This is a genomic window from Cereibacter sediminicola (assembly GCF_007668225.1).
GTDB classification, from domain to species: Bacteria; Pseudomonadota; Alphaproteobacteria; order Rhodobacterales; family Rhodobacteraceae; genus Cereibacter_A; species Cereibacter_A azotoformans.
The window spans coordinates 128,067-149,250 of sequence record NZ_VDEK01000004.1 but is presented as its reverse complement, the minus strand read 5'-3'; the positions used below and the strand labels follow the sequence as shown (position 1 = coordinate 149,250).

28 protein-coding genes are annotated in these 21,184 nt (G+C 64.8%); all 28 read right to left on the bottom strand.

Translation table 11 applies throughout. The annotated features are described in order from the left end of the window. Positions 1 to 4: 4 nt before the first annotated feature. The gene (secY, locus tag FG154_RS04595) at positions 5 to 1,363 is read right to left on the bottom strand and encodes a preprotein translocase subunit SecY (protein WP_145104750.1); all 1,359 of its coding nucleotides are present in this window, start codon (positions 1,361 to 1,363) and stop codon (positions 5 to 7) included. Positions 1,364 to 1,463: 100 nt separating this feature from the next. Continuing rightward, on the bottom strand, positions 1,464 to 1,946 hold the full coding sequence (gene rplO, locus FG154_RS04590; RefSeq protein ID WP_145104748.1) for a 50S ribosomal protein L15: 483 nt from the start codon (positions 1,944 to 1,946) through the stop codon (positions 1,464 to 1,466). Positions 1,947 to 2,103: 157 nt separating this feature from the next. After that, entirely contained in the window at positions 2,104 to 2,292 is a 189-nt protein-coding gene (gene rpmD / locus FG154_RS04585) for a 50S ribosomal protein L30 (RefSeq protein ID WP_002722524.1), read from the bottom strand. Between the two features lie 12 nt (positions 2,293 to 2,304). Next, positions 2,305 to 2,868 (bottom strand): 30S ribosomal protein S5, encoded by a 564-nt coding sequence (gene rpsE, locus FG154_RS04580; RefSeq protein ID WP_011909473.1) that lies wholly within the window; start codon positions 2,866 to 2,868, stop codon positions 2,305 to 2,307. 11 nt (positions 2,869 to 2,879) lie between these two features. Next, the gene (gene rplR / locus FG154_RS04575) at positions 2,880 to 3,239 is read right to left on the bottom strand and encodes a 50S ribosomal protein L18 (RefSeq protein WP_011909474.1); all 360 of its coding nucleotides are present in this window, start codon (positions 3,237 to 3,239) and stop codon (positions 2,880 to 2,882) included. Positions 3,240 to 3,250: 11 nt separating this feature from the next. Beyond that, positions 3,251 to 3,784, bottom strand: a complete 534-nt coding sequence (gene rplF / locus FG154_RS04570; protein WP_145104747.1) for a 50S ribosomal protein L6 — start codon at positions 3,782 to 3,784, stop codon at positions 3,251 to 3,253. A gap of 10 nt (positions 3,785 to 3,794) precedes the next feature. Next, positions 3,795 to 4,193 (bottom strand): 30S ribosomal protein S8, encoded by a 399-nt coding sequence (gene rpsH, locus FG154_RS04565; protein ID WP_145104745.1) that lies wholly within the window; start codon positions 4,191 to 4,193, stop codon positions 3,795 to 3,797. Between the two features lie 12 nt (positions 4,194 to 4,205). Next, positions 4,206 to 4,511: a 30S ribosomal protein S14 gene (gene rpsN / locus FG154_RS04560; RefSeq protein WP_002722514.1), complete on the bottom strand. Its 306-nt coding sequence runs from the start codon at positions 4,509 to 4,511 to the stop codon at positions 4,206 to 4,208. A 19-nt stretch (positions 4,512 to 4,530) separates the two neighbouring features. Then, positions 4,531 to 5,091, bottom strand: a complete 561-nt coding sequence (gene rplE, locus FG154_RS04555) for a 50S ribosomal protein L5 (RefSeq protein WP_011909477.1) — start codon at positions 5,089 to 5,091, stop codon at positions 4,531 to 4,533. Continuing rightward, on the bottom strand, positions 5,091 to 5,396 hold the full coding sequence (gene rplX, locus FG154_RS04550; RefSeq protein WP_101340201.1) for a 50S ribosomal protein L24: 306 nt from the start codon (positions 5,394 to 5,396) through the stop codon (positions 5,091 to 5,093). Before rplX ends, rplE begins: the two co-directional genes overlap by 1 nt. Beyond that, entirely contained in the window at positions 5,396 to 5,764 is a 369-nt protein-coding gene (rplN, locus tag FG154_RS04545) for a 50S ribosomal protein L14 (RefSeq protein ID WP_145104743.1), read from the bottom strand. The genes rplX and rplN overlap by 1 nt, the downstream gene beginning before the upstream one ends. Before the next feature lie 73 nt (positions 5,765 to 5,837). Next, a complete protein-coding gene (rpsQ, locus tag FG154_RS04540) occupies positions 5,838 to 6,080 on the bottom strand; it encodes a 30S ribosomal protein S17 (protein WP_011909479.1) in 243 nt (80 codons plus the stop codon). Positions 6,081 to 6,093: 13 nt separating this feature from the next. Further along, positions 6,094 to 6,297, bottom strand: coding sequence for a 50S ribosomal protein L29 (gene rpmC / locus FG154_RS04535; RefSeq protein ID WP_011909480.1), 204 nt, complete (start codon positions 6,295 to 6,297; stop codon positions 6,094 to 6,096). A 239-nt stretch (positions 6,298 to 6,536) separates the two neighbouring features. Continuing rightward, positions 6,537 to 6,950 (bottom strand): 50S ribosomal protein L16, encoded by a 414-nt coding sequence (rplP, locus tag FG154_RS04530; protein ID WP_096784577.1) that lies wholly within the window; start codon positions 6,948 to 6,950, stop codon positions 6,537 to 6,539. A 12-nt stretch (positions 6,951 to 6,962) separates the two neighbouring features. Beyond that, positions 6,963 to 7,679: a 30S ribosomal protein S3 gene (gene rpsC, locus FG154_RS04525; RefSeq protein ID WP_011909482.1), complete on the bottom strand. Its 717-nt coding sequence runs from the start codon at positions 7,677 to 7,679 to the stop codon at positions 6,963 to 6,965. Further along, positions 7,679 to 8,059 carry a 50S ribosomal protein L22 gene (gene rplV / locus FG154_RS04520; protein ID WP_145104741.1) on the bottom strand — a complete coding sequence of 127 codons (381 nt, stop codon included), beginning with the start codon at positions 8,057 to 8,059 and terminating at the stop codon, positions 7,679 to 7,681. Before rplV ends, rpsC begins: the two co-directional genes overlap by 1 nt. 3 nt (positions 8,060 to 8,062) lie before the next feature. After that, entirely contained in the window at positions 8,063 to 8,341 is a 279-nt protein-coding gene (gene rpsS, locus FG154_RS04515; RefSeq protein WP_002722496.1) for a 30S ribosomal protein S19, read from the bottom strand. A 3-nt stretch (positions 8,342 to 8,344) separates the two neighbouring features. Continuing rightward, positions 8,345 to 9,184: a 50S ribosomal protein L2 gene (gene rplB / locus FG154_RS04510; RefSeq protein ID WP_011909484.1), complete on the bottom strand. Its 840-nt coding sequence runs from the start codon at positions 9,182 to 9,184 to the stop codon at positions 8,345 to 8,347. Positions 9,185 to 9,306: 122 nt separating this feature from the next. Further along, complete coding sequence (locus tag FG154_RS04505; protein ID WP_101340203.1) at positions 9,307 to 9,603, bottom strand: 50S ribosomal protein L23; 297 nt, start codon at positions 9,601 to 9,603, stop codon at positions 9,307 to 9,309. Further along, positions 9,600 to 10,220, bottom strand: coding sequence for a 50S ribosomal protein L4 (gene rplD / locus FG154_RS04500; protein ID WP_145104739.1), 621 nt, complete (start codon positions 10,218 to 10,220; stop codon positions 9,600 to 9,602). Before rplD ends, FG154_RS04505 begins: the two co-directional genes overlap by 4 nt. Continuing rightward, on the bottom strand, positions 10,210 to 10,929 hold the full coding sequence (gene rplC / locus FG154_RS04495) for a 50S ribosomal protein L3 (RefSeq protein WP_011909487.1): 720 nt from the start codon (positions 10,927 to 10,929) through the stop codon (positions 10,210 to 10,212). The genes rplD and rplC overlap by 11 nt, the downstream gene beginning before the upstream one ends. A 13-nt stretch (positions 10,930 to 10,942) precedes the next feature. After that, complete coding sequence (gene rpsJ, locus FG154_RS04490; RefSeq protein WP_002722490.1) at positions 10,943 to 11,251, bottom strand: 30S ribosomal protein S10; 309 nt, start codon at positions 11,249 to 11,251, stop codon at positions 10,943 to 10,945. A 72-nt stretch (positions 11,252 to 11,323) separates the two neighbouring features. After that, a complete protein-coding gene (gene tuf / locus FG154_RS04485; RefSeq protein ID WP_145104726.1) occupies positions 11,324 to 12,499 on the bottom strand; it encodes an elongation factor Tu in 1,176 nt (391 codons plus the stop codon). Between the two features lie 74 nt (positions 12,500 to 12,573). After that, the gene (gene fusA / locus FG154_RS04480) at positions 12,574 to 14,691 is read right to left on the bottom strand and encodes an elongation factor G (protein WP_145104737.1); all 2,118 of its coding nucleotides are present in this window, start codon (positions 14,689 to 14,691) and stop codon (positions 12,574 to 12,576) included. A 24-nt stretch (positions 14,692 to 14,715) separates the two neighbouring features. Further along, positions 14,716 to 15,186, bottom strand: coding sequence for a 30S ribosomal protein S7 (gene rpsG, locus FG154_RS04475; RefSeq protein WP_002722484.1), 471 nt, complete (start codon positions 15,184 to 15,186; stop codon positions 14,716 to 14,718). 12 nt (positions 15,187 to 15,198) lie between these two features. Further along, entirely contained in the window at positions 15,199 to 15,570 is a 372-nt protein-coding gene (gene rpsL / locus FG154_RS04470; protein WP_145104735.1) for a 30S ribosomal protein S12, read from the bottom strand. A gap of 213 nt (positions 15,571 to 15,783) precedes the next feature. Next, the gene (locus FG154_RS04465) at positions 15,784 to 16,710 is read right to left on the bottom strand and encodes a DMT family transporter (RefSeq protein ID WP_145104733.1); all 927 of its coding nucleotides are present in this window, start codon (positions 16,708 to 16,710) and stop codon (positions 15,784 to 15,786) included. 171 nt (positions 16,711 to 16,881) lie between these two features. Beyond that, complete coding sequence (rpoC, locus tag FG154_RS04460; RefSeq protein WP_145104731.1) at positions 16,882 to 21,129, bottom strand: DNA-directed RNA polymerase subunit beta'; 4,248 nt, start codon at positions 21,127 to 21,129, stop codon at positions 16,882 to 16,884. Positions 21,130 to 21,184 lie beyond the last annotated feature (55 nt).

The following is a 21,184-nucleotide window of genomic DNA, read 5'->3' as shown; positions in this document are numbered from 1 at the left end:
TCCCTCAACGACGGGTCGGAGTCTTCGCTCCGTACCGTTTTCTCCCTCTCAGCTGCGACCGCTCGATCAGCCCCTCATACTGGTGGGCGAGCAGATGCGACTGAACCTGGTTGATCGTGTCCATCGTGACCGACACCACGATCAGGACCGACGTGCCCCCGAAATAGAACGGGATGCCAAACTGGTCGCGCAGCACCTCGGGCAGCAGACAGACCGCCGCGAGATAGGCCGACCCCAGCACGAGGACCCGGTTCACGACATATTCGAGATATTCCTCGGTCTTCTTGCCCGGCCGGATGCCGGGGATGAAGCCGTTCTGGTTCTTGAGGTTCTCGGCCACGTCATCGACCTTGAAGGCCACGTTCGCCGTGTAGAAATAGGCGAAGAAGATGATCATTCCGGCGAAGAACAGCAGGTAGAGCGGCTGTCCGGGCCCGAAATAGGCCAGGATCGTGGACATCACCGGACCCGTCTGGGCCCCCGAGAAGGTCGAGATCGTCACCGGCAGCAACAGGAGCGACGAGGCGAAGATCGCCGGGATGACGCCCGCCGGGTTGACCTTGACCGGCAGGTGCGACGAGCCGCCGTCGTAGATCTTCATGCCGACCTGACGCCGCGGATACTGGATGTGGATCTTGCGGAGCGCCCGCTCCATGAAGACCACAAAGGCGATCACGGCGACGACCATGACGATCACACCCACGATCACCGCGGGGCTGATGGCGCCCGAGCGGCCCTGGCTGAAGAACTGCGCGAGGGCCGCCGGAATCTCGGCCACGATCCCCACGAAGATGATCAGGGAGATCCCGTTGCCGATGCCGCGCGCGGTGATCTGCTCGCCGAGCCACATCAGGAACATGGTGCCGCCGACCAGCGTGATGACGCAGGCGGCGCGGAAGAACATCCCCGGATCGGTCACCAGATCGCCGGCCTCGAGGCTCATGGCGATGCCCCAGGCCTGGAAGGTGGCCAGGAACACGGTGCCGTAGCGCGTGTACTGGTTGATCTTCTTGCGGCCCTGCTCACCCTCTTTCTTGAGCTGCTCGAGCTTCGGCACCATCGAGGCCATCAGCTGCACGATGATCGAGGCCGAGATGTAGGGCATGATGCCGAGCGCGAAGATGCCCATGCGGCTGATCGCGCCGCCGGTGAACATGTTCAGCATGCCGCCGATGCCGGCGGTCGCGGTGTCCATGAACTCGCGCAGGGCCGAGCCGTCGATCCCCGGAACGGGAATGTAGGTGCCGAGGCGATACACCATCAGCAGGCCGATGGTGAAGAAGATGCGTTGGCGAAGGTCGGTGGCCTTGCCGAGGGCGCCCCAACTCAGGTTCGCCGCCATTTGCTCTGCAGCAGATGCCATGCCCGGTCTCTTTCATGACGGCGCCGCCGATCCGTTCTCCGGGTCGGCGGCGCGGGAAAACTCGCAGGTGATGTATGCGCCCTGAGGCGCAGTCACAACCTTATTCTGCGCTGGCCGCCGCAGCCGGAGCGGTCAGCGTGATCGAGCCGCCGGCCTTCTCGATGGCTTCCACCGCCGACTTCGAGGCGCCGGAAACGGTCAGGGTCAGCTTCGCGGTGATCTCGCCCTTGGCCAGCACGCGGATGCCGTCGCGCTTGTGCGAGGTCACGCCCGCGGCGACGATCGCGTTCTCGTCGATCGGCTGGCTGGCGTCCAGCTTGCCGGCGTCGACGAACTTCTGGATCAGGCCGAGGTTGACCACCGCATATTCCTTGCGGTTCGGCTTCGAGAAGCCGCGCTTCGGCAGACGCCGGTAGAGCGGCATCTGGCCGCCTTCGTAGCCGTTCAGGGCCACGCCCGAACGCGACTTCTGGCCCTTGATCCCGCGGCCGGCGGTCTTTCCCTTGCCCGAGCCCGGGCCGCGCGCCACGCGCTTCTTCTTGCGGGCTGCGCCTTCGTTGTCGCGGAGTTCGTTCAGTTTCATGTCGCTATCTCCTGGCCGGAACCCCTCCGCCAGCGACGGATGGAGGGAACACGGCGTTTCTTGATTGTTGGGCGGCGAGTCGCCTCACCGCGCGCCTGATATGGGGAAAGGGCGCCCGGTGCAAGCCCGCGCGCCCTCGGATCGTTCGAGCCCGGCCTCAGCCGCGCTCTTCGATGATCTCGACCAGATGCGGGATCTTGGCGACCATGCCGCGAATCGACGGCGTGTCCTCCAGTTCCCGGGTCCGGTGCATCTTGTTCAGCCCGAGGCCCTTCAGGACCGCGGTCTGCACGGCCGGACGGCGCGCGGCCGACCGGACCTGCTTCACGATGATCGTTTTCGCCATGGTGCGGACTCCTTACGCTTCCGCCACTTCGGCTTCGGGCTTCTTCAGGATCTCGGCCACCTTCTTGCCGCGACGCTGCGCGACCTGACGGGGGCTGGATTCCCGCTTGAGCCCGTCCATCGTGGCACGGATCATGTTGTAGGGGTTCTGCGAGCCCATCGACTTCGCGACCACGTCCTGGATGCCGAGCATCTCGAACACGGCGCGCATCGGACCGCCGGCGATGATGCCGGTCCCGGGAACGGCGGCGCGCATCACGACCTTGCCGGCGCCGTGGCGGCCTTCCTGGTCATGGTGCAGGGTCCGGCCGTCACGCAGAGCGACGCGGATCATCTGCCGCTTGGCCTGCTCGGTCGCCTTGCGGATCGCCTCGGGCACTTCCTTGGCCTTGCCCTTGCCGAAGCCGACGCGGCCGCGCTGGTCACCGACCACGACCAGAGCCGCAAAGCCGAAGCGCTTGCCACCCTTCACGGTCTTGGACACGCGGTTGATCGCCACCAGACGATCGGCGAATTCCGGGGTCTCCTCGCGCGAACGATCGTCGCGACGGTCCCGGCGGTTCTCTCTTTCTGCCATCGTCTTACTCCTCAGAACTTCAGGCCGCCTTCACGGGCAGCGTCGGCCAGGGCCTTGATCTTCCCGTGAAAGAGGAAACCGCCGCGGTCGAAGTAGCATTCCTCGATCCCGGCCGCCTTCGCCCGTTCGGCGATCGTGCGGCCCACGGCCGCCGACGCCTCGACGTTGTTCTTGCCAAAGAAGCCCAGGCCCTTCTCGAGGGTCGAGGCGGCGGCCAGCGTCACGCCATTGGCATCGTCGATCAGCTGGGCGCTGATGTTCTTGCTGGAGCGGTGGACGGACAGCCGCAGCCGCCCGTTCGCCGAGGCCTTCAGTTTGTTCCGGACGCGCAGGCGGCGCTTGAGGAACAGCTCTCTTTTCGTGTTCGCCATTGTCGCGCCCCTTACTTCTTCTTGCCTTCCTTGCGGAAGATGAACTCGTCCTTGTAGCGGATGCCCTTGCCCTTGTAGGGCTCGGGACGCCGCCACTCGCGGATGTTCGCCGCCACCTGGCCGACCAGCTGCTGGTCGATGCCTTCGATGGTGATCTCGGTCTGCTTCGGGGTGGTGACGGTCACGCCCGCCGGCACCTCGAAGTTGACGTCGTGGCTGTAGCCCAGCGACAGTTTCAGCACGTTGCCGGCCATCTGCGCGCGGTAGCCCACGCCGGTGATCTCCAGCTCTTTCTTGAAGCCGGAAGTCACGCCGGTCACAAGGTTCTCCACCTGCGACCGCACCATGCCCCACTGCTGGCGGGCGCGCTTGGAGGTGCCGCGCGGCGTCACCTTCACCGAGCCCTCTTCCAGCGCGATCGTCACGTCGTCGGTCGCCGAGAAGGTACGGGTGCCCTTCGGCCCCTTCACCTCGACGGTCTGGCCCGAGATCGAGGCCGTCACGCCCTTCGGCAGCGGGACGGGTTTCTTGCCAATACGAGACATTGAACCCTCCTCAGAACACGGTGCAGAGCACTTCGCCGCCAACATTGGCGGAGCGGGCGCTCGCATCGGACATGACGCCTTTCGGCGTGGAGATGATCGACACACCGAGGCCGTTGCGGACGCTCGGCAGGTCCTTGGTCGCCATGTAGACGCGGCGGCCGGGCTTGGAGACGCGCTTGAGCTCACGGATGACCGGGGCGCCCTCGAAGTACTTCAGCGAGATGACCAGTTCGCCCTGGCCGTTCTCGGTTTCCTTCTTCTCGTAGCCGCGGATGTAACCCTCGGCCTGCAGCACGTCGAGCACCCAGGCGCGCAGCTTCGAGGCTGGCGTCGAGACGGTCGACTTGCCGCGCAGCTGCGCGTTGCGGATGCGGGTCAGCATATCGCCGAGCGGATCGTTCACAGACATATCCCGATCTCCTTACCAGCTCGACTTCACCATGCCGGGGATCTGGCCGAACGAGGCCAGTTCACGCAGCATGATCCGCGAGAGTTTCAGCTTGCGATAATACGCATGCGGACGGCCCGTCAGCTGGCAGCGGTTGTGGATCCGCGTGGCCGACGAGTTGCGCGGAAGTTCCGCCAGCTTCAGCTGCGCCTTGAAGCGCTGCTCCATCGGCAGGTCCGCGTTGGTGGTGATCTCTTTCAGCGAGGCGCGCTTGGCAGCGTATTGCTGCACCATCTTCGCGCGCTTGATCTCGCGTTCGATCATGGATTTCTTCGCCATTCTCTTCTCCCTCCCGCGATCAGCTGACGAACGGCATGTTGAACTGCTTCAACAGCGCCTTCGCTTCCGCGTCGGTCTTCGCGGTGGTGCAGATGATGATGTCCATGCCGAGAACCTCGTCGACCTTGTCGAAGTTGATCTCGGGGAACACGAACTGCTCTTTCAGGCCCATCGCGTAGTTGCCGCGCCCGTCGAACGAGTTGCCCTTGACGCCGCGGAAGTCGCGGACGCGGGGCAGCGCGATCGTGATCAGACGGTCGAGGAATTCATACATGCGGTCGCCGCGCAGCGTGACCTTGCAGCCCAGCGGCATCAGCTCGCGCACCCGGAAGCCGGCGATCGACTTCTTCGCGTGCGTGATGACGGCCTTCTGGCCGGCGATCATCGACAGCTCTTCCGCGGCGGTCTTCACCTTCTTGGTGTCCTTGACCGCCTCGCCGACGCCCATGTTCAGGACGATCTTGTCCAGACGCGGGATCTGCATGTCGTTCTTGTAGCTGAACTGCTCCTTCAGCGCCGCGCGAACATTGCTGGCATAGAGCGACTTCAGCCGCGGGGTGTAGTTGGTCTGGTCGAGCATCAGATGACGTCCCCCGTGGTCTTGGCGTAGCGGACCTTCTTCTCGCCCTCGAAGCGGAAGCCGACGCGCGTCGCCTTGCCGTTGGCATCGATCAGCGCGAGGTTCGACAGGTCGATCGGCATCGCCTTGGCAATCCGGCCACCCTGCGACGTCGGCGTCTGCTTGGCGTGACGGATGGCGATGTTCACGCCCTCGACCACGGCCTTGTTGTCCTTCGGCATCACCGAAGTGATCTCGCCCTGCTTGCCCTTGTCCTTGCCGGCCAGCACGACGACGCGGTCACCCTTTTTCAGCTTCGCAGCCATCAGAGCACCTCCGGCGCCAGCGAGATGATTTTCATGAAGTTCTTAGCACGCAGCTCACGCACGACCGGCCCGAAGATACGGGTGCCGACCGGTTCGCCCTGGTTGTTCAGGATGACGGCAGCGTTGCGGTCGAAGCGGATGGTGGTGCCATCCTCACGACGGACTTCCTTGGCGGTGCGCACGACGACGGCCTTGCGGACATCGCCCTTCTTCACGCGACCGCGCGGGATGGCTTCCTTGACCGACACCACGATGATGTCGCCGACGCTGGCGTAGCGGCGGTGGGAACCACCCAGAACCTTGATGCACTGCACCCGGCGAGCACCCGAGTTGTCAGCGACATCCAGATTGGTATGCATCTGGATCATTTGGTTTCTCCCGACCTTTGGGGACCGTCAGATCCCACGGCCCCAGGGTTTCGTTCAGGCAGGCAGGTCAACCTCAGGCCGTTACGGCTTCGGTCACGACCTTCCAGCGCTTCGTCTTCGAGATGGGCGCGCATTCCTCGATGCGGACGACGTCGCCGACCTTGAACTGGTTCTCCGGGTCATGCGCCCGGTATTTCTTCGACAGGCGGACCGTCTTCTTCAGCAGCGGATGCTTGAAGCGGCGCTCGACGAGGACCGTCACGGTCTGCTCGTTCTTGTCGCTGGTCACGGTGCCTTGCAGGATGCGTTTGGGCATGGAATCCCCCCTCTCAGTTCGCAGCGGCCGAAGCGGCCATCTCGTTCAGGACCGTCTTGATGCGGGCGACGTCGCGACGGACGGCACGCATGCGGGCGGTGTTCTCGAGCTGGCCGGTGGCCTGCTGGAAGCGGAGGTTGAAGGCTTCCTTCTTCAGCGCCACGAGCTGGTCGCGGAGCTGGTCCGGGGTCTTGGACCGCAGTTCCTGGGCGTTCATCGCCGGTTCCTTTCTTCAATCACCAGAGGGCCCCCGACCGTTGTGCAGGGTCACCTTGAACCTGGTGGATCAATGACAAATCCGCGAATCCGGTCGCCCGGAATCCGCAGGATGCAGCCTGCTACAGGAGACCGGCCCGAAGGGCAAGCAAAAGATTCGCAGCAGACCTTATCCTCATGAAAGGCCCCCGGATGCACGCGCATCCGGGGGCCCTTCGATCCCTGCCGGGGTCCGAGAACTTACCAGTCCTCGCGGACCACGATCCGGGTCGTGATCGGCAGCTTCATCGCGCCGAGGCGCAGCGCCTCACGGGCGATCGTCTCGGAGACGCCGTCGATCTCGAACATGATCCGGCCCGGCTTCACCTTGGCCGCCCAGAAATCGACCGAGCCCTTGCCCTTACCCATACGCACTTCGGTGGGTTTCGACGTGACCGGAGTGTCCGGGAAGACGCGGATCCAGACCCGGCCCTGACGCTTCATGTGGCGGGTGATCGCGCGGCGGGCCGCCTCGATCTGCCGCGCGGTCACACGCTCGGGCTCGGTGGCCTTGAGGCCGAAGCCGCCGAAGTTCAGGAGGAACCCGCCCTTCGCTTCACCGTGAATACGGCCCTTGTGCTGTTTGCGGAACTTCGTCCGTTTCGGTTGCAGCATCTTATTGCTCCCTTACGCGCGTTCGCGATCGCGACGCGGCGGCCGCGGCGCGGCACCTTCCTGAGCTTCCGAATGCCGGCGGTCGTGCGCCTGCGGATCGTGCTCGAGGATCTCGCCCTTGAAGATCCAGACCTTCACCCCGATGATCCCGTAGGGCGTCGAGGCTTCCGACGTCGCATAGTCGATGTCGGCGCGCAGCGTGTGCAGCGGCACGCGACCCTCGCGGTACCATTCGGTCCGCGCGATCTCGGCGCCGCCGAGACGGCCCGCGACATTGACCCGGATCCCCAGCGCGCCGATCCGCATGGCGTTCTGCACGCCGCGCTTCATGGCGCGACGGAACGACACCCGACGCTCCATTTGCTGGGCGATCGACTCGGCCACCAGCTGGGCGTCAAGCTCCGGCTTGCGGATCTCGACGATGTTCAGGTGAAGCTCGGACTTGGTGAAGGCCGCCAGCTTCTTGCGCAGCGTCTCGATGTCCGCGCCCTTCTTGCCGATGATCACGCCCGGACGGGCGGTGTGGATCGTCACGCGGCACTTGCGGTGCGGACGCTCGATGATCACCTTCGACACGCCGGCCTGCTTGGCGTAGTCGTGGATGAACTCGCGCATCTTGAGGTCTTCCAGCAGCAGGTTACCGTAGTCCTTCGACTCGGCGAACCAGCGGCTGTCCCAGGTGCGGTTGACCTGGAGGCGCATGCCGATCGGATTGACCTTCTGACCCATTACGCAGTCTCCCCGACTTGCTTCACCTTGATCGTGAGCTCGCTGAACGGTTTCATGATCTTGCCGAACCGGCCGCGGGCGCGCGGACGGCCACGCTTCATCACGAGGTTCTTGCCGCAATAGGCTTCCGAGACCACGAGCTCGTCCACGTCGAGGCCGTGGTTGTTCTCAGCGTTCGCGATGGCCGACTGAAGGCACTTCAGCACGTCCTGGCTGATGCGCTTCTTCGAGAAGGTCAGGTCGGCAATGGCCTTGTCCACCTTCTTGCCACGGATCAGGGCCGCGACGAGGTTCAGCTTCTGCGGCGAGGTGCGCAGCATCTTCGCCTTGGCAAAAGCCTCGTTTTCGCCCACGCGGCGCGGGTTCTTGTCCTTGCCCATGGATTACTTCCTCTTCGCTTTCTTGTCGGCCGCGTGACCGTAATAGGTCCGGGTCGGCGAATATTCACCGAACTTCTGGCCGATCATTTCCTCGGTGACATTGACCGGGACGTGCTTCTTGCCGTTGTAGACGCCGAAGGTCAGGCCCACGAACTGCGGCAGGATGGTGGAGCGACGCGACCAGATCTTAATCACTTCGTTCTTGCCCGACTCGCGCGACTTCTCTGCCTTCTTCAGCAGGTACCCGTCGACGAAGGGGCCTTTCCAGGTAGAACGTGCCATGGCTTAGCGCCCTTTCTTCTTCGCGTGCCGCGAGCGGACAATCAGCTTGTCCGACGCCTTGCTCTTGCGCGTGCGGTTGCCCTTGGTGCCCTTGCCCCACGGGGTGACCGGGTGACGGCCGCCCGAGGTCCGGCCTTCGCCGCCGCCGTGCGGGTGGTCGATCGGGTTCATCGCAACGCCGCGGACGGTCGGGCGCACGCCCTTGTGCCGCATGCGGCCGGCCTTGCCGAAGTTCTGGTTCGAGTTGTCGGGGTTCGACACCGCGCCAACCGTGGCCATGCACTCCTGGCGCACCATGCGCAGCTCGCCCGAGCTCAGACGGATCTGGGCATAGCCGCCGTCGCGGCCCACGAACTGGGCGTAGGTGCCGGCGGCGCGCGCGAGCTGCCCGCCCTTGCCCGGCTTCAGCTCGACGTTGTGCACGATCGTGCCGATCGGCATGCCCGAGAAGGGCATCGCGTTGCCCGGCTTCACGTCGGTCTTGGCGCCGGCGATGACGCTGTCACCCACGGCGAGGCGCTGCGGCGCGAGGATGTAGGCGAGTTCGCCATCCTCGTAGCGCACCAGCGCGATGAAGGCGGTCCGGTTCGGGTCATATTCGATGCGCTCGACCACGGCCGGAACATCGAACTTGCGACGCTTGAAATCGACGATGCGGTAGAGGCGCTTCGCCCCGCCGCCCTTGTGCCACATCGTGACGCGTCCGGTGTTGTTCCGGCCACCGGTCTTGATCAGGCCCTCGACGAGGGTCTTGACCGGACGGCCTTTCCACAGCTCCGAACGGTCGATCAGAACCAGCCCACGCTGGCCAGGCGTCGTCGGTTTGTACGACTTGAGTGCCATGCTTCCTGTCTTCCGTCAGCTAGAGACCCCCTTGCGGGGGCCGGTACAGGGCTCCGAAGATCCCCAGATGATAAAAATCACGGCCCCGGAAACCCGGGGCCGCGAGATTCGCAGGCCTTCTATCAGAGACCGGTCGAGACGTCGATGGTGTTTCCTTCCTCGAGCGTCACATAGGCTTTCTTGCGGTCCGAGCGCACGCCGGGGCGGCCCTTGAACTTCTTGGTCTTGCCCTTGGTAATGGTGGTGTTCACCGCCTTCACCTTGACGTTGAAGATCGACTCGACCGCTTCCTTGATCTGCGGCTTGGTCGCGTCCATCGCCACCGCGAAGACGACGCCATTGGCCTCGGAGGTCATGGTCGCCTTCTCGGTGATCACGGGCTTGCGGATCACATCGTAATGTTCGGGTTTGGCGGTCATTTCAGACGAGCCTCCAGAGCTTCGACACCCGCCTTCGTGATCACGAGCGTGTCACGCTTCAGGATGTCATAGACGTTCGCCCCGATCGACGGCAGCACATCGACGCCCTCGAGGTTGCGCGCGGCCTTGGCAAAGTTCTCGTTGATGTCCGCACCGTCGATGACGAGCACGCGCTTCCAGCCGAGTTCCTTCACCGCCTTGGCGAGGACCGCGGTCTTCGCCTCGGTCAGCGCGATGTCCTCGATCACGATCAGGTTGCCGGTCGTGGCCTTGGACGACAGCGCATGCTTCAGACCCAGCGCCCGGAACTTCTTGTTCAGGTCGTGGGCGTGGCTGCGCGGGGTCGGGCCCTTGTAGACACCACCGTGACGGAAGATCGGCGCCTTCTTCGAGCCGTGGCGAGCGCCGCCCGTGCCCTTCTGGCGGTAGATCTTCTTGGTCGAGTAGCTCACGTCCGACTTGCCCAGCACCGAGTGGGTGCCGGCCTGGGCCTTGGCCCGCTGCCAGCGCACGACGCGGTGCAGGATGTCGGCGCGCGGCTCGAGGCCGAAGATCGCGTCGTCCAGTTCAATCGAGCCCGCGGGGCTCGCGTCCAGCTTGATGACTTCAGCCTTCATTGCTTTCGCCTCCAACGGAGGTTTCCTCAACGGCCGCGGTGCGGATCGCCGCCGGGCGCACCGCCTGTTCCGGGACCGGCTTCTTCACGGCGTCCTTGATCGTGACCCAGCCGCCCTTGGATCCGGGAACAGCGCCCTTCACCATGATCAGGCCGCGGTCGCTGTCGGTGCGCACGACCTGCAGGTTCTGCGTGGTCACACGGGCAGCACCCATGTGGCCGGCCATCTTCTTGCCCTTGAACACCTTGCCGGGGTCCTGGCACTGGCCGGTCGAACCGTGCGAGCGGTGGCTGATCGACACGCCGTGCGAGGCGCGCAGACCGCCGAAGTTGTGCCGCTTCATCGCACCGGCAAAGCCTTTACCGATCGAGGTGCCGGCGATGTCCACGAACTGACCCGCAAAGTAGTGGTCAGCGGTGATCTCGGCACCCACATCGATGAGGCAGTCCGGCGTGACGCGGAATTCGGCGATCTTGCGCTTGGGCTCCACGTTCGCTTTCGCGAAGTGGCCACGCATCCCGGCCGAGGTCCGCTTGGCCTTGGCCGCACCCGCGCCGAGTTGAACGGCGGTGTAGCCGTCCTTCTCGGCCGTGCGCTGCGCGACGACCTGAAGCGAATCGAGTTGGAGGACGGTCACGGGAACCTGCTTCCCGTCCTCGAGGAACAGCCGGGTCATGCCCAGCTTCTTGGCGATAACACCAGAACGCATCTTCGTGGACCCCTCAAACCTTGATCTGAATGTCCACGCCGGCCGCGAGGTCGAGCTTCATCAGCGCGTCCACGGTCTGCGGGGTCGGATCGACGATGTCGAGAAGACGCTTGTGCGTCCGGATCTCCCACTGGTCGCGCGACTTCTTGTCGATGTGCGGACCGCGGAGAACGGTGAACTTCTCGATCTTGTTCGGCAGCGGGATCGGGCCGCGCACCTGCGCGCCGGTCCGCTTGGCGGTGTTCACGATTTCCTGGGTGCTGGCGTCCAGCACCCGGTAATCGAAGGCTTTCAGCCTGATGCGGATAGTCTGACCTTGCATTTCAATGCCCTCGGGCTTGGCGGGAAACGGGGGGGCGTGGTGTCGTCCCCCCGCCCCTCTGCCAATTGCGGTTTACGCGATGATTTTCGAGACGACGCCGGCGCCGACGGTGCGGCCGCCTTCACGGATGGCGAAGCGGAGCTTCTCTTCCATGGCGATCGGCGCGATCAGCTCGACGTTGAACTTCAGGTTGTCGCCCGGCATCACCATCTCGGTGCCTTCCGGCAGCTCCACCGTGCCCGTCACGTCGGTCGTGCGGAAGTAGAACTGCGGACGGTAGTTCGCGAAGAACGGCGTGTGACGGCCGCCTTCCTCTTTCGTCAGGATGTAGGCCTCGGCCTCGAACTTGGTGTGCGGCTTCACCGAGCCGGGCTTGCACAGCACCTGGCCGCGCTCGATCCCGTCGCGGTCCACGCCACGGAGCAGAAGGCCCACGTTGTCGCCCGCCTCGCCCTGGTCCAGCAGCTTGCGGAACATCTCGACACCGGTGCAGACCGTCTTCTTCGACGGGCGGATGCCGACGATCTCGAGTTCCTCGCCCACCTTCACCACGCCACGCTCGATCCGGCCGGTGGCCACGGTGCCGCGGCCCGAGATCGAGAACACGTCCTCGACCGGCATCAGGAAGGGCTGGTCCACGGCACGCGCCGGGGTCGGGATGTATTCGTCCACCGCGGCGATCAGCGCGCGGATCGAATCCTCGCCGATTTCCTTGTCGGTGCCGTTCATCGCGGCCAGAGCCGAGCCCTTGATGATCGGAATGTCGTCGCCGGGGTAGTCGTAGGACGACAGCAGCTCACGGATTTCCATCTCGACCAGTTCGAGAAGTTCCGGATCGTCCACCTGGTCGACCTTGTTCATGTAGACGACCATGTAGGGGATGCCCACCTGGCGGCCGAGCAGGATGTGCTCGCGCGTCTGCGGCATCGGGCCGTCGGCGGCCGACACCACGAGGATCGCGCCGTCCATCTGGGCGGCACCGGTGATCATGTTCTTCACATAGTCGGCGTGGCCGGGGCAGTCGACGTGCGCATAGTGACGCGCCTCTGACTCGTACTCGACGTGCGCGGTCGAGATCGTGATGCCGCGGGCCCGCTCTTCCGGCGCGCCGTCGATCTGGTCATAGGCGCGGAACTCACCGAAATACTTCGTGATCGCGGCCGTCAGCGTCGTCTTGCCGTGGTCAACGTGGCCGATCGTGCCGATGTTGACGTGCGGTTTGTTACGTTCAAACTTTGCCTTTGCCATGATGGCCTCCTGAGACTTTCGCGGGTGGGGAGCACCCTACGGGGTGGGTAGGGTGGGCTGAACGCCCACCGCGCTTAGGCGTATTTCTTCTGGATCTCGTCCGAGATGTTCTGCGGCACCGCGTCGTAGTGGTCAAAGTGCATCGAGAACACGGCCCGGCCCGAGGACATCGAGCGCAGCGTGTTGATGTAGCCGAACATGTTGGCGAGCGGCACGAAGGCGTTGATCACGTTCGCGTTGCCGCGCGTGTCCTGCCCCTGCACCATGCCCCGCCGCGAGGTCAGGTCACCGATGATGCCGCCGGTGTATTCTTCCGGGGTCACCACCTCGACCTTCATGATCGGCTCGAGAAGCTTCGCGCCAGCCTTCTTCAGGCCCTCGCGCATCGCGGCGCGCGCCGCGATCTCGAATGCCAGGACCGACGAGTCGACGTCGTGGAAGGCCCCGTCGATCAGCGCCACCTTGAAGTCGATCACCGGGAAGCCGGCGAGCGGGCCGGAGTCCATGACCGACTTGATGCCCTTTTCGACGCCGGGAATATATTCCTTCGGCACCGCACCGCCCACGATCTTCGACTCGAACGAATAGCCCACACCGGGTTCGGTCGGCTGGATCTCGAGCTTGATGCGGGCAAACTGGCCCGTGCCGCCGGTCTGCTTCTTGTGGGTGTAGTCGATCTCAGCCGGACGCGAGATGGTCTCGCGGTAGGCCACCTGCGGCGCACCGATGTTCGCCTCGACCTTGAACTCGCGCTTCATGCGATCCACGAGGATGTCGAGGTGAAGTTCGCCCATGCCCTTCATGATCGTCTGCCCCGACTCGAAGTCGGTCTCGACGCGGAAGGACGGGTCCTCGGCGGCCAGACGCGCGAGCGCCAGACCCATCTTCTCCTGGTCGGCCTTGGTCTTCGGCTCGACGGCGATCTCGATCACCGGCTCGGGGAAGGTCATGGTTTCCAGGACGACCTGGTTCGCCGGGTCGCAGAGCGTGTCGCCGGTGGTGGTCTCTTTCAGACCGGCGAGCGCGATGATGTCGCCTGCAAAGGCTTCGTCGATTTCTTCCCGGTTGATGGCGTGCATCATCATCATCCGGCCCACGCGCTCGCGCTTGCCCTTCGTCGAGTTGACCATCTGGTCACCCTTCTTGAGCACGCCCGAGTAGATGCGGGTGAAGGTGAGCGAGCCCACGAAGGGGTCGTTCATGATCTTGAACGCCAGCGCCGCGAAGGGCTGCGCGTCATCGGCCGAGCGCGGGATGTTCCGCGTCTCGGTCTCGTCGCCCGGGGCGAAGCCCATGTAGGCCGGCACGTCGAGCGGCGACGGCAGATAGTCGATCACCGAGTTCAGGACCGGCTGCACGCCCTTGTTCTTGAACGCGGAACCCGCGGTCACCGGCACGAAGGACATGGAGAGGCAGCCCTTGCGGATCAGCGCCCGCAGGGTCGGCACGTCGGGCTCGTTGCCCTCGAGATAGGCCTCCATCGCGGCGTCGTCCTGCTCGACGGCAAGCTCGATCAGCTTGCCGCGCCACTCTTCGGCCTCGGCCTTGAGCTCGTCGCGGACGTCCTTGATGATCCAGGAGGCGCCCAGGTCTTCGCCCTGGTAAACCCATTCCTGCATCGTCACGAGGTCGATGATGCCTTCCAGCTTGTCCTCGGCACCGATCGGCAGAGCGATCGGGGCGGGGGTCGCGCCGGTGCGGTCCTTGATCATCTTCACGCAGTTGAAGAAGTCGGCGCCGATCTTGTCCATCTTGTTGACGAACACGATCCGCGGAACCTTGTAGCGGTCAGCCTGACGCCAGACGGTCTCGGTCTGCGGTTCGACGCCGGCGTTGGCGTCCAGAAGGCACACGGCCCCGTCGAGCACCGCCAGCGAACGCTCGACCTCGATGGTGAAGTCCACGTGTCCGGGGGTATCGATGATGTTGAAGCGGTGCTTCGGCGTCATCGGGGTCTTGCCGTCCTCGGTGCGCTCCCAGAAGGTCGTGGTCGCGGCCGAGGTGATGGTGATCCCCCGCTCCTGCTCCTGCTCCATCCAGTCCATCGTCGCGGCGCCGTCATGCACCTCGCCGATCTTGTGGGACTTGCCGGTGTAATACAGGATCCGCTCGGTCGTCGTCGTTTTACCGGCGTCGATGTGAGCCATGATCCCGAAGTTCCGGTACAGCTCGAGGGGGTATTCGCGTGCCATGGGGATGGTCCTCAGGCTGAAGGGTTACCAGCGGTAATGGCTGAACGCCTTGTTCGCGTCGGCCATCTTGTGGGTGTCTTCCCGCTTCTTCACCGCGGTGCCGCGGTTGTTGCAGGCATCGGCCAGCTCGGCGGCGAGGCGCTCTTCCATGGTGTTCTCGTTGCGCTTGCGCGCCGCGGTGATCAGCCAGCGGATCGCCAGCGCCTCACGACGTTCGGTGCGCACTTCGACCGGAACCTGGTAGGTGGCACCACCGACGCGGCGCGAGCGCACTTCGACCGAGGGCTTCACGTTGTCGAGCGCCTCGTGGAAGGCTTCCAGCGGCTCGCGCTTCAGACGGGTCTGAACCCGGTCGAGCGCGTTGTACACGATGGATTCCGCGACCGACTTCTTGCCGTCGATCATCAGGTTGTTCATGAACTTGGTCAGCACCGTATCGCCGAACTTGGCGTCGGGCAGGATTTCGCGCTTCTCGGCTGCGTGACGACGGGACATACCCGGATCTCCTTATTTCGGACGCTTCGCGCCGTATTTCGAACGGCGTTGACGACGGTCTTTGACACCCTGGGTATCGAGGACACCGCGCAGGATGTGGTAACGCACGCCGGGAAGGTCCTTCACGCGGCCGCCGCGGATGAGCACGACGGAGTGCTCTTGCAGGTTGTGCTTTTCGCCGGGGATGTAGGAGATCACCTCGAAGCCGTTGGTCAGGCGGACCTTGGCGACCTTACGCATAGCGGAGTTCGGCTTCTTCGGCCTCGTGGTGTAGACGCGCGTGCAGACGCCACGCTTCTGCGGGCAGGACTCCAGGTGCTGGGACTTGGAGCGGACTCGTTTCGGCTCCCGCGGCTTGCGGATGAGCTGTTGGATCGTTGGCATTCACGTTCCCCGTGTTGCAACCCGTTTCATTCACGCCTGCCCGGATCCGGTCGGGGGGCGCCGTTCGTGGTGCCTGCTTGCACAAACACCAAAACCGCGGACGTCCCTTTGGCGGGGACGACGCGGTGGAATTCCAGAGGATCGGGGCTTTGGGCCCGGATCATGACCACTACAGTTAACTGAGCCTTGGCCGCAGGCCGAGGAGCCCGCAGCTCAGGTAGGCGGCGTATAGGGGGAGTCGCGGGTGATGTCAACAGATGCTTCCCGCGACCGCCGGCGAAGCCGCGACTCGCGCCAGAGCGTGAAGATGCCAGTGGCGGTCACGATCGCCGAGCCGGCCAGCGTGAGCCCGTCGGGCAGGTTGCCGAAAAGCAGCCAGCCGAGGCCGATCGCCCAGACCAGCGCCGTATAGCGGAACGGAGAGACCACGCCAATGTCCCCTCCCCTCATGGCGAGAACGATCGCAAGATAGCCCACGATCAGCGCCACGGCCGCCCCGAGGATCTGCATCATCTCGGCAGCCGCGACCGGGGCAATCCCGGACCCGATCAGCCCCACGAGCCCCATGACGGTCACGGCCGCCGATGTCCAGAAGGCCACTGTGGCGGCCGGAAGCCTCCCCCCGAGCCTGCGAGTCGCCAGATCGCGCGCCACGACGCAGCCGACCGAGGCCAGACCAAGGAGCGACCACAGGTTGAAGCCTTCGGCCCCCGGTCGCACGATGAGGAGCACGCCGCCGAAGCCGATCAGGATCGCGGTGAGCCGCCGCCAGCCCAGAGGCTCCTTCAGCCACAGGGCCGCCGCGAGCGTGACCGCCAGCGGAACCGACTGAAGGATCGCGACCAGGTTCGCGAGCGGCAGCATCATCAGGGCCGTGAGGTACATGACCGTTGCCAGCACATCCGCGACGGCCCGGAGCGTCAGCAGCGATCTGTCGGGCCGCGGCATGCGCCAGTGGAGCCCGCCCGAGACCCATCCGCAGACCAGCAGCAGCGGCAGGGTCACCATCCCCCGCAACGCGATGGCCTGAAAGAGCGGCATGGTCTGGGTGACGGCCTTCATCAGCGCGTCATTGACGGTGAAGGCGGCCATGGCGACCGACATGGCCAGAGCGCCACGCAGATTTTCCGAGAGTTGCACGGCGACCTCCGTCTCACCGCGGACAGTAGCCCGCGGCCCGGACAGGGGGAAGGCGGCCTGCGCGAAATTCTGCGCCTTTTCCGCCGGGCCGCTGCCGGGATTGGCCACGCTTGCCCATGAAAAAGCCCGCGCCAGAGGGCGCGGGCTTCATCTCAGCATGGGTCGCAGGGATCACTCCTTGCGGCTCTCCACCGTTTCCACCAGACCCGAATCCTCGGGGCCGAGGTCGATCACCTCGTCCGTCGGCGCGGCGAGCGCCGCGGCGGACTCGGCTTCGGCGCGGCGAGCGTCGATCACGGTCTGGTCGCGGTCGTGCGCGATCTTCTTGACGCGCGAGGTCGCCCCGCCCGTCCCGGCCGGGATCAGCCGGCCGACGATCACGTTCTCCTTCAGGCCGACAAGCTTGTCGCGCTTGCCCTGCACCGAGGCTTCGGTGAGCACGCGCGTCGTCTCCTGGAACGAGGCCGCCGAGATGAAGCTGCGGGTCTGCAGCGACGCCTTGGTGATCCCGAGCAGGATCGGCTCGGCATGGGCCGGACGCATCCCGTGCTGGATCGCCTTCTCGTTGGTCTCGTCAAGCTCGGCCTTGTCCACATGCTCGCCCTTGAGCAGCGTGGTCTCGCCCGAGTCGAGGATCTCGTATTTCTGCAGCATCTGCCGCACGATCACCTCGATGTGCTTGTCGTTGATCTTCACGCCCTGCAGACGGTAAACCTCCTGCACCTCGTCGATCATGTAGTTCGCCAGCGCCTCGACCCCCATGATCCGCAGGATGTCGTGCGGAGCCGGGTTGCCGTCCATGATGTAGTCGCCCTTCTGCACGAAGTCGCCTTCCTGCACCGGGATGTGCTTGCCCTTGGGCACCATGTATTCAACGGCCTGAAGCGTCTCGTCCACCGGCTCGATCGTGATGCGGCGCTTGTTCTTGTAGTCCTTGCCGAAGCGCACATAGCCGTCGTTCTCGGCGATGATCGCGTGATCCTTCGGACGACGGGCCTCGAACAGTTCCGCCACGCGGGGAAGACCCCCGGTGATGTCCTTGGTCCGGGCACCCTCGCGCGGGATACGCGCCACCACGTCGCCGGCCCGCACGGTCTGGCCGTCCTCGACCGAGAGGATGGCCTCCACCGACATCGGGTACGAGATCGGGTTGCCCGCCTCGTTCCGCATCGGATTGCCCGTGTCGGGGTCCATGATGATGATCTCGGGCTTGAGATCGCCGCCCTTCGGGGTCGAGCGCCAGTCCGAGACGATCTTCTGGGTCATGCCGGTGGCTTCGTCGGTATCTTCGCGCACCGAGATCCCCGAGACGAGATCCACGAACCGCGCCACACCGCCCTTTTCGGCGATGATCGGCAGGGTGTAGGGGTCCCATTCGAAGAGCCGCGTGCCGCGCTTCACCGACTGGCCGTCCTTCACATGGACCTTGGCGCCATAGGTCAGCTTGTGCGTCGCCCGCTCCTGCCCCGCCTCGTCGATGATCGCGAGCTGCATGTTGCGGCCCATGACGATCTGCTCGCCGTTGGCGTTCTCGAGCAGGTTGGGGTTGCGGAACTCGATCTTGCCCTCCTGGCTCGCTTCGAGGAACGACTGCTGGCCGCCCTGCGCGATGCCGCCGATGTGGAAGGTCCGCATCGTCAGCTGCGTGCCGGGTTCGCCGATCGACTGGGCGGCGATGATGCCGACCGCCTCGCCGATATTGACCAACGTGCCGCGAGCGAGGTCACGCCCATAGCACATGGCGCAGACGCCCTCTTCGGCCTCGCAGGTGAGCGGGCTGCGGATGCGCACCAGCGCCACGTTCGCCTGGTCGATCAGATCGGCGCGACGCTCGTCGATCAGCTCGCCCTTGGCGACCACGACCTCGTCCGTGCCCGGGACAAGGATGTCCTCGGCCGCGACACGACCCAGCACGCGCTCGGAGAGCGGGCTGACAACCTCGCCCTCGTTCACCGCCGCCGAGGCCGTGATCGCGTTCTCGGTGCCGCAATCGTGCGTGCGCACGATGCAGTCCTGCGCCACGTCCACGAGACGGCGCGTCAGGTAGCCCGAGTTCGCCGTCTTCAGCGCGGTGTCGGCCAGACCCTTCCGGGCGCCGTGGGTCGAGTTGAAGTACTCGAGCACGGTCAGGCCTTCCTTGAAGTTCGAGATGATCGGCGTCTCGATGATCTCGCCGTTCGGCTTGGCCATCAGGCCGCGCATCCCGCCGAGCTGCTTCATCTGCGCCGGCGAACCCCGCGCGCCCGAGTGCGACATCATGTAGACCGAGTTCGGCTCCTTCTCGGCGCCGGCGTCGTCGTACCGGACCGCCGAGATCTCGGCCATCATCTCGCCCGCCACCTTGTCCGAGCACTTGGACCAGGCGTCGACCACCTTGTTGTACTTTTCGCCCTGGGTGATCAGGCCGTCCATGTACTGCTGCTCGAACTCCTTCACCTGATCGCGAACCTCGTTCACGATCGGCCACTTGGTGTCCGGGATCAGCATGTCGTCCTTGCCGAACGAGATGCCGGCCTTGAAGGCTTCGCGGAAGCCCATGCCCATGATCTGGTCGCAGAAGATCACCGACTCTTTCTGGCCGCAGTAGCGGTAGACGGTGTCGATGACGTTCTGCACGTCCTTCTTCCGCAGCAGCCGGTTCACGAGTTCGAACGGTGCCTTGGCGTTCAGGGGCAGCAGGTTGCCCAGCCGCAGGCGGCCCGGCGTGGTCTCGTAGCGCTTGATGACCTCGTTGCCCTCGTCGTCGATCTGCTTGATCCGGGCGGTGATGCGGGCGTGCAGATGCACCTCGCCGGCGGCAAGGGCATGCTCGACCTCTTCCACGGAAGAGAAGGCCATGCCTTCGCCCTTCATGCCCTTGCGCTCCATCGTGGTGTAATAGAGCCCAAGCACCATGTCCTGCGACGGCACGATGATCGGCGCGCCGTTGGCGGGCGACAGCACGTTGTTCGTCGACATCATCAGCACGCGCGCCTCAAGCTGGGCTTCCAGCGAGAGGGGAACGTGAACGGCCATCTGGTCGCCGTCGAAGTCGGCGTTGAAGGCCGAGCAGACCAGCGGGTGAAGCTGGATTGCCTTGCCCTCGATCAGGATCGGCTCGAACGCCTGGATGCCCAGACGGTGCAGCGTCGGCGCGCGGTTCAGCAGGACCGGGTGCTCGCGGATCACCTCGTCGAGGATGTCCCAGACCTCCGGACGCTCCTTCTCGACCAGCTTCTTCGCCTGCTTCACCGTGCTGCTGAGGCCCTTGGCCTCCAGCCGCGAGTAGATGAACGGCTTGAAGAGTTCGAGCGCCATCTTCTTCGGCAGGCCGCACTGGTGCAGCTTCAGCTCCGGCCCGGTTACGATGACCGAACGGCCCGAGAAGTCCACGCGCTTGCCGAGCAGGTTCTGACGGAACCGGCCCTGCTTGCCCTTCAGCATGTCCGAGAGCGACTTCAGCGGGCGCTTGTTGGTGCCGGTGATGACGCGGCCGCGGCGACCGTTGTCGAAGAGCGCGTCAACCGCCTCTTGCAGCATCCGCTTTTCGTTGCGGACGATGATGTCCGGCGCGCGCAGCTCGATCAGCCGCTTGAGGCGGTTGTTCCGGTTGATCACGCGGCGGTAGAGGTCGTTGAGGTCCGACGTGGCAAACCGGCCGCCGTCGAGCGGCACCAGCGGGCGCAGTTCCGGCGGGATCACCGGAAGCACGGTCAGGATCATCCACTCGGGCCGGTTGCCCGACTCGAGGAACGATTCAACGATCTTCAGCCGCTTGATGATCTTCTTCGGCTTCAGCTCGCCCGTCGCCTCCTTCAGCTCCTCGCGGAGCGTCTCGGCGGTCTGCTCGAGGTCGATGGCCGACAGCATCTCGCGGATCGCTTCCGCGCCGATGTTGGCGGTGAAGGCGTCGGCGCCGTACTGATCCTGCGCGTCGAGGAACTCTTCCTCGGTCATCAGCTGGCCGTAGGTGAGGTCGGTCAGGCCCGGCTCGATGACGACGTAGTTCTCGAAGTAGAGGATGCGCTCGAGGTCACGCAGCGTCATGTCGAGCATGAGGCCGATGCGCGAGGGCAGCGACTTCAGGAACCAGATGTGCGCGACCGGAGCGGCGAGCTCGATATGGCCCATCCGCTCGCGCCGCACCTTCTGGAGCGTCACTTCCACGCCGCACTTCTCGCAGACGACGCCGCGATACTTCATGCGCTTGTACTTGCCGCAGAGGCACTCGTAGTCCTTGATAGGCCCGAAGATCCGGGCGCAGAACAGGCCGTCGCGCTCGGGCTTGAAGGTCCGGTAGTTGATGGTCTCGGGCTTCTTGATCTCGCCGTAGGACCACGAGAGGATCCGTTCCGGCGAGGCGAGCGAGATCTTGATCTCGTCGAAGGTCTTGACCGGCGCAACCGGGTTGAACGGATTGGTCGAGAGTTCCTGGTTCATGTCCTGATCCCAAAGAAAAGGTTGCGGTCGAGGGCCGGGCGGCGCTTCCCCCGAA

Excerpts from the sequence above, each read along its gene's own strand:
- secY (WP_145104750.1), bottom strand. The coding sequence starts at position 1,363 with ATGGCATCTGCTGCAGAGCAAATGGCGGCGAACCTGAGTTGGGGCGCC.
- rplO (WP_145104748.1), bottom strand. The coding sequence starts at position 1,946 with ATGAAACTGAACGAACTCCGCGACAACGAAGGCGCAGCCCGCAAGAAG.
- rpmD (WP_002722524.1), bottom strand. The coding sequence starts at position 2,292 with ATGGCGAAAACGATCATCGTGAAGCAGGTCCGGTCGGCCGCGCGCCGT.
- rpsE (WP_011909473.1), bottom strand. The coding sequence starts at position 2,868 with ATGGCAGAAAGAGAGAACCGCCGGGACCGTCGCGACGATCGTTCGCGC.
- rplR (WP_011909474.1), bottom strand. The coding sequence starts at position 3,239 with ATGGCGAACACGAAAAGAGAGCTGTTCCTCAAGCGCCGCCTGCGCGTC.
- rplF (WP_145104747.1), bottom strand. The coding sequence starts at position 3,784 with ATGTCTCGTATTGGCAAGAAACCCGTCCCGCTGCCGAAGGGCGTGACG.
- rpsH (WP_145104745.1), bottom strand. The coding sequence starts at position 4,193 with ATGTCTGTGAACGATCCGCTCGGCGATATGCTGACCCGCATCCGCAAC.
- rpsN (WP_002722514.1), bottom strand. The coding sequence starts at position 4,511 with ATGGCGAAGAAATCCATGATCGAACGCGAGATCAAGCGCGCGAAGATG.
- rplE (WP_011909477.1), bottom strand. The coding sequence starts at position 5,091 with ATGCTCGACCAGACCAACTACACCCCGCGGCTGAAGTCGCTCTATGCC.
- rplX (WP_101340201.1), bottom strand. The coding sequence starts at position 5,396 with ATGGCTGCGAAGCTGAAAAAGGGTGACCGCGTCGTCGTGCTGGCCGGC.
- rplN (WP_145104743.1), bottom strand. The coding sequence starts at position 5,764 with ATGATCCAGATGCATACCAATCTGGATGTCGCTGACAACTCGGGTGCT.
- rpsQ (WP_011909479.1), bottom strand. The coding sequence starts at position 6,080 with ATGCCCAAACGCATCCTGCAAGGCACCGTGACCAGCGACAAGAACGAG.
- rpmC (WP_011909480.1), bottom strand. The coding sequence starts at position 6,297 with ATGAACGCCCAGGAACTGCGGTCCAAGACCCCGGACCAGCTCCGCGAC.
- rplP (WP_096784577.1), bottom strand. The coding sequence starts at position 6,950 with ATGCTGCAACCGAAACGGACGAAGTTCCGCAAACAGCACAAGGGCCGT.
- rpsC (WP_011909482.1), bottom strand. The coding sequence starts at position 7,679 with ATGGGTCAGAAGGTCAATCCGATCGGCATGCGCCTCCAGGTCAACCGC.
- rplV (WP_145104741.1), bottom strand. The coding sequence starts at position 8,059 with ATGGGCAAGGACAAGAACCCGCGCCGCGTGGGCGAAAACGAGGCTTTT.
- rpsS (WP_002722496.1), bottom strand. The coding sequence starts at position 8,341 with ATGGCACGTTCTACCTGGAAAGGCCCCTTCGTCGACGGGTACCTGCTG.
- rplB (WP_011909484.1), bottom strand. The coding sequence starts at position 9,184 with ATGGCACTCAAGTCGTACAAACCGACGACGCCTGGCCAGCGTGGGCTG.
- FG154_RS04505 (WP_101340203.1), bottom strand. The coding sequence starts at position 9,603 with ATGACCGCCAAACCCGAACATTACGATGTGATCCGCAAGCCCGTGATC.
- rplD (WP_145104739.1), bottom strand. The coding sequence starts at position 10,220 with ATGAAGGCTGAAGTCATCAAGCTGGACGCGAGCCCCGCGGGCTCGATT.
- rplC (WP_011909487.1), bottom strand. The coding sequence starts at position 10,929 with ATGCGTTCTGGTGTTATCGCCAAGAAGCTGGGCATGACCCGGCTGTTC.
- rpsJ (WP_002722490.1), bottom strand. The coding sequence starts at position 11,251 with ATGCAAGGTCAGACTATCCGCATCAGGCTGAAAGCCTTCGATTACCGG.
- tuf (WP_145104726.1), bottom strand. The coding sequence starts at position 12,499 with ATGGCAAAGGCAAAGTTTGAACGTAACAAACCGCACGTCAACATCGGC.
- fusA (WP_145104737.1), bottom strand. The coding sequence starts at position 14,691 with ATGGCACGCGAATACCCCCTCGAGCTGTACCGGAACTTCGGGATCATG.
- rpsG (WP_002722484.1), bottom strand. The coding sequence starts at position 15,186 with ATGTCCCGTCGTCACGCAGCCGAGAAGCGCGAAATCCTGCCCGACGCC.
- rpsL (WP_145104735.1), bottom strand. The coding sequence starts at position 15,570 with ATGCCAACGATCCAACAGCTCATCCGCAAGCCGCGGGAGCCGAAACGA.
- rpoC (WP_145104731.1), bottom strand. The coding sequence starts at position 21,129 with ATGAACCAGGAACTCTCGACCAATCCGTTCAACCCGGTTGCGCCGGTC.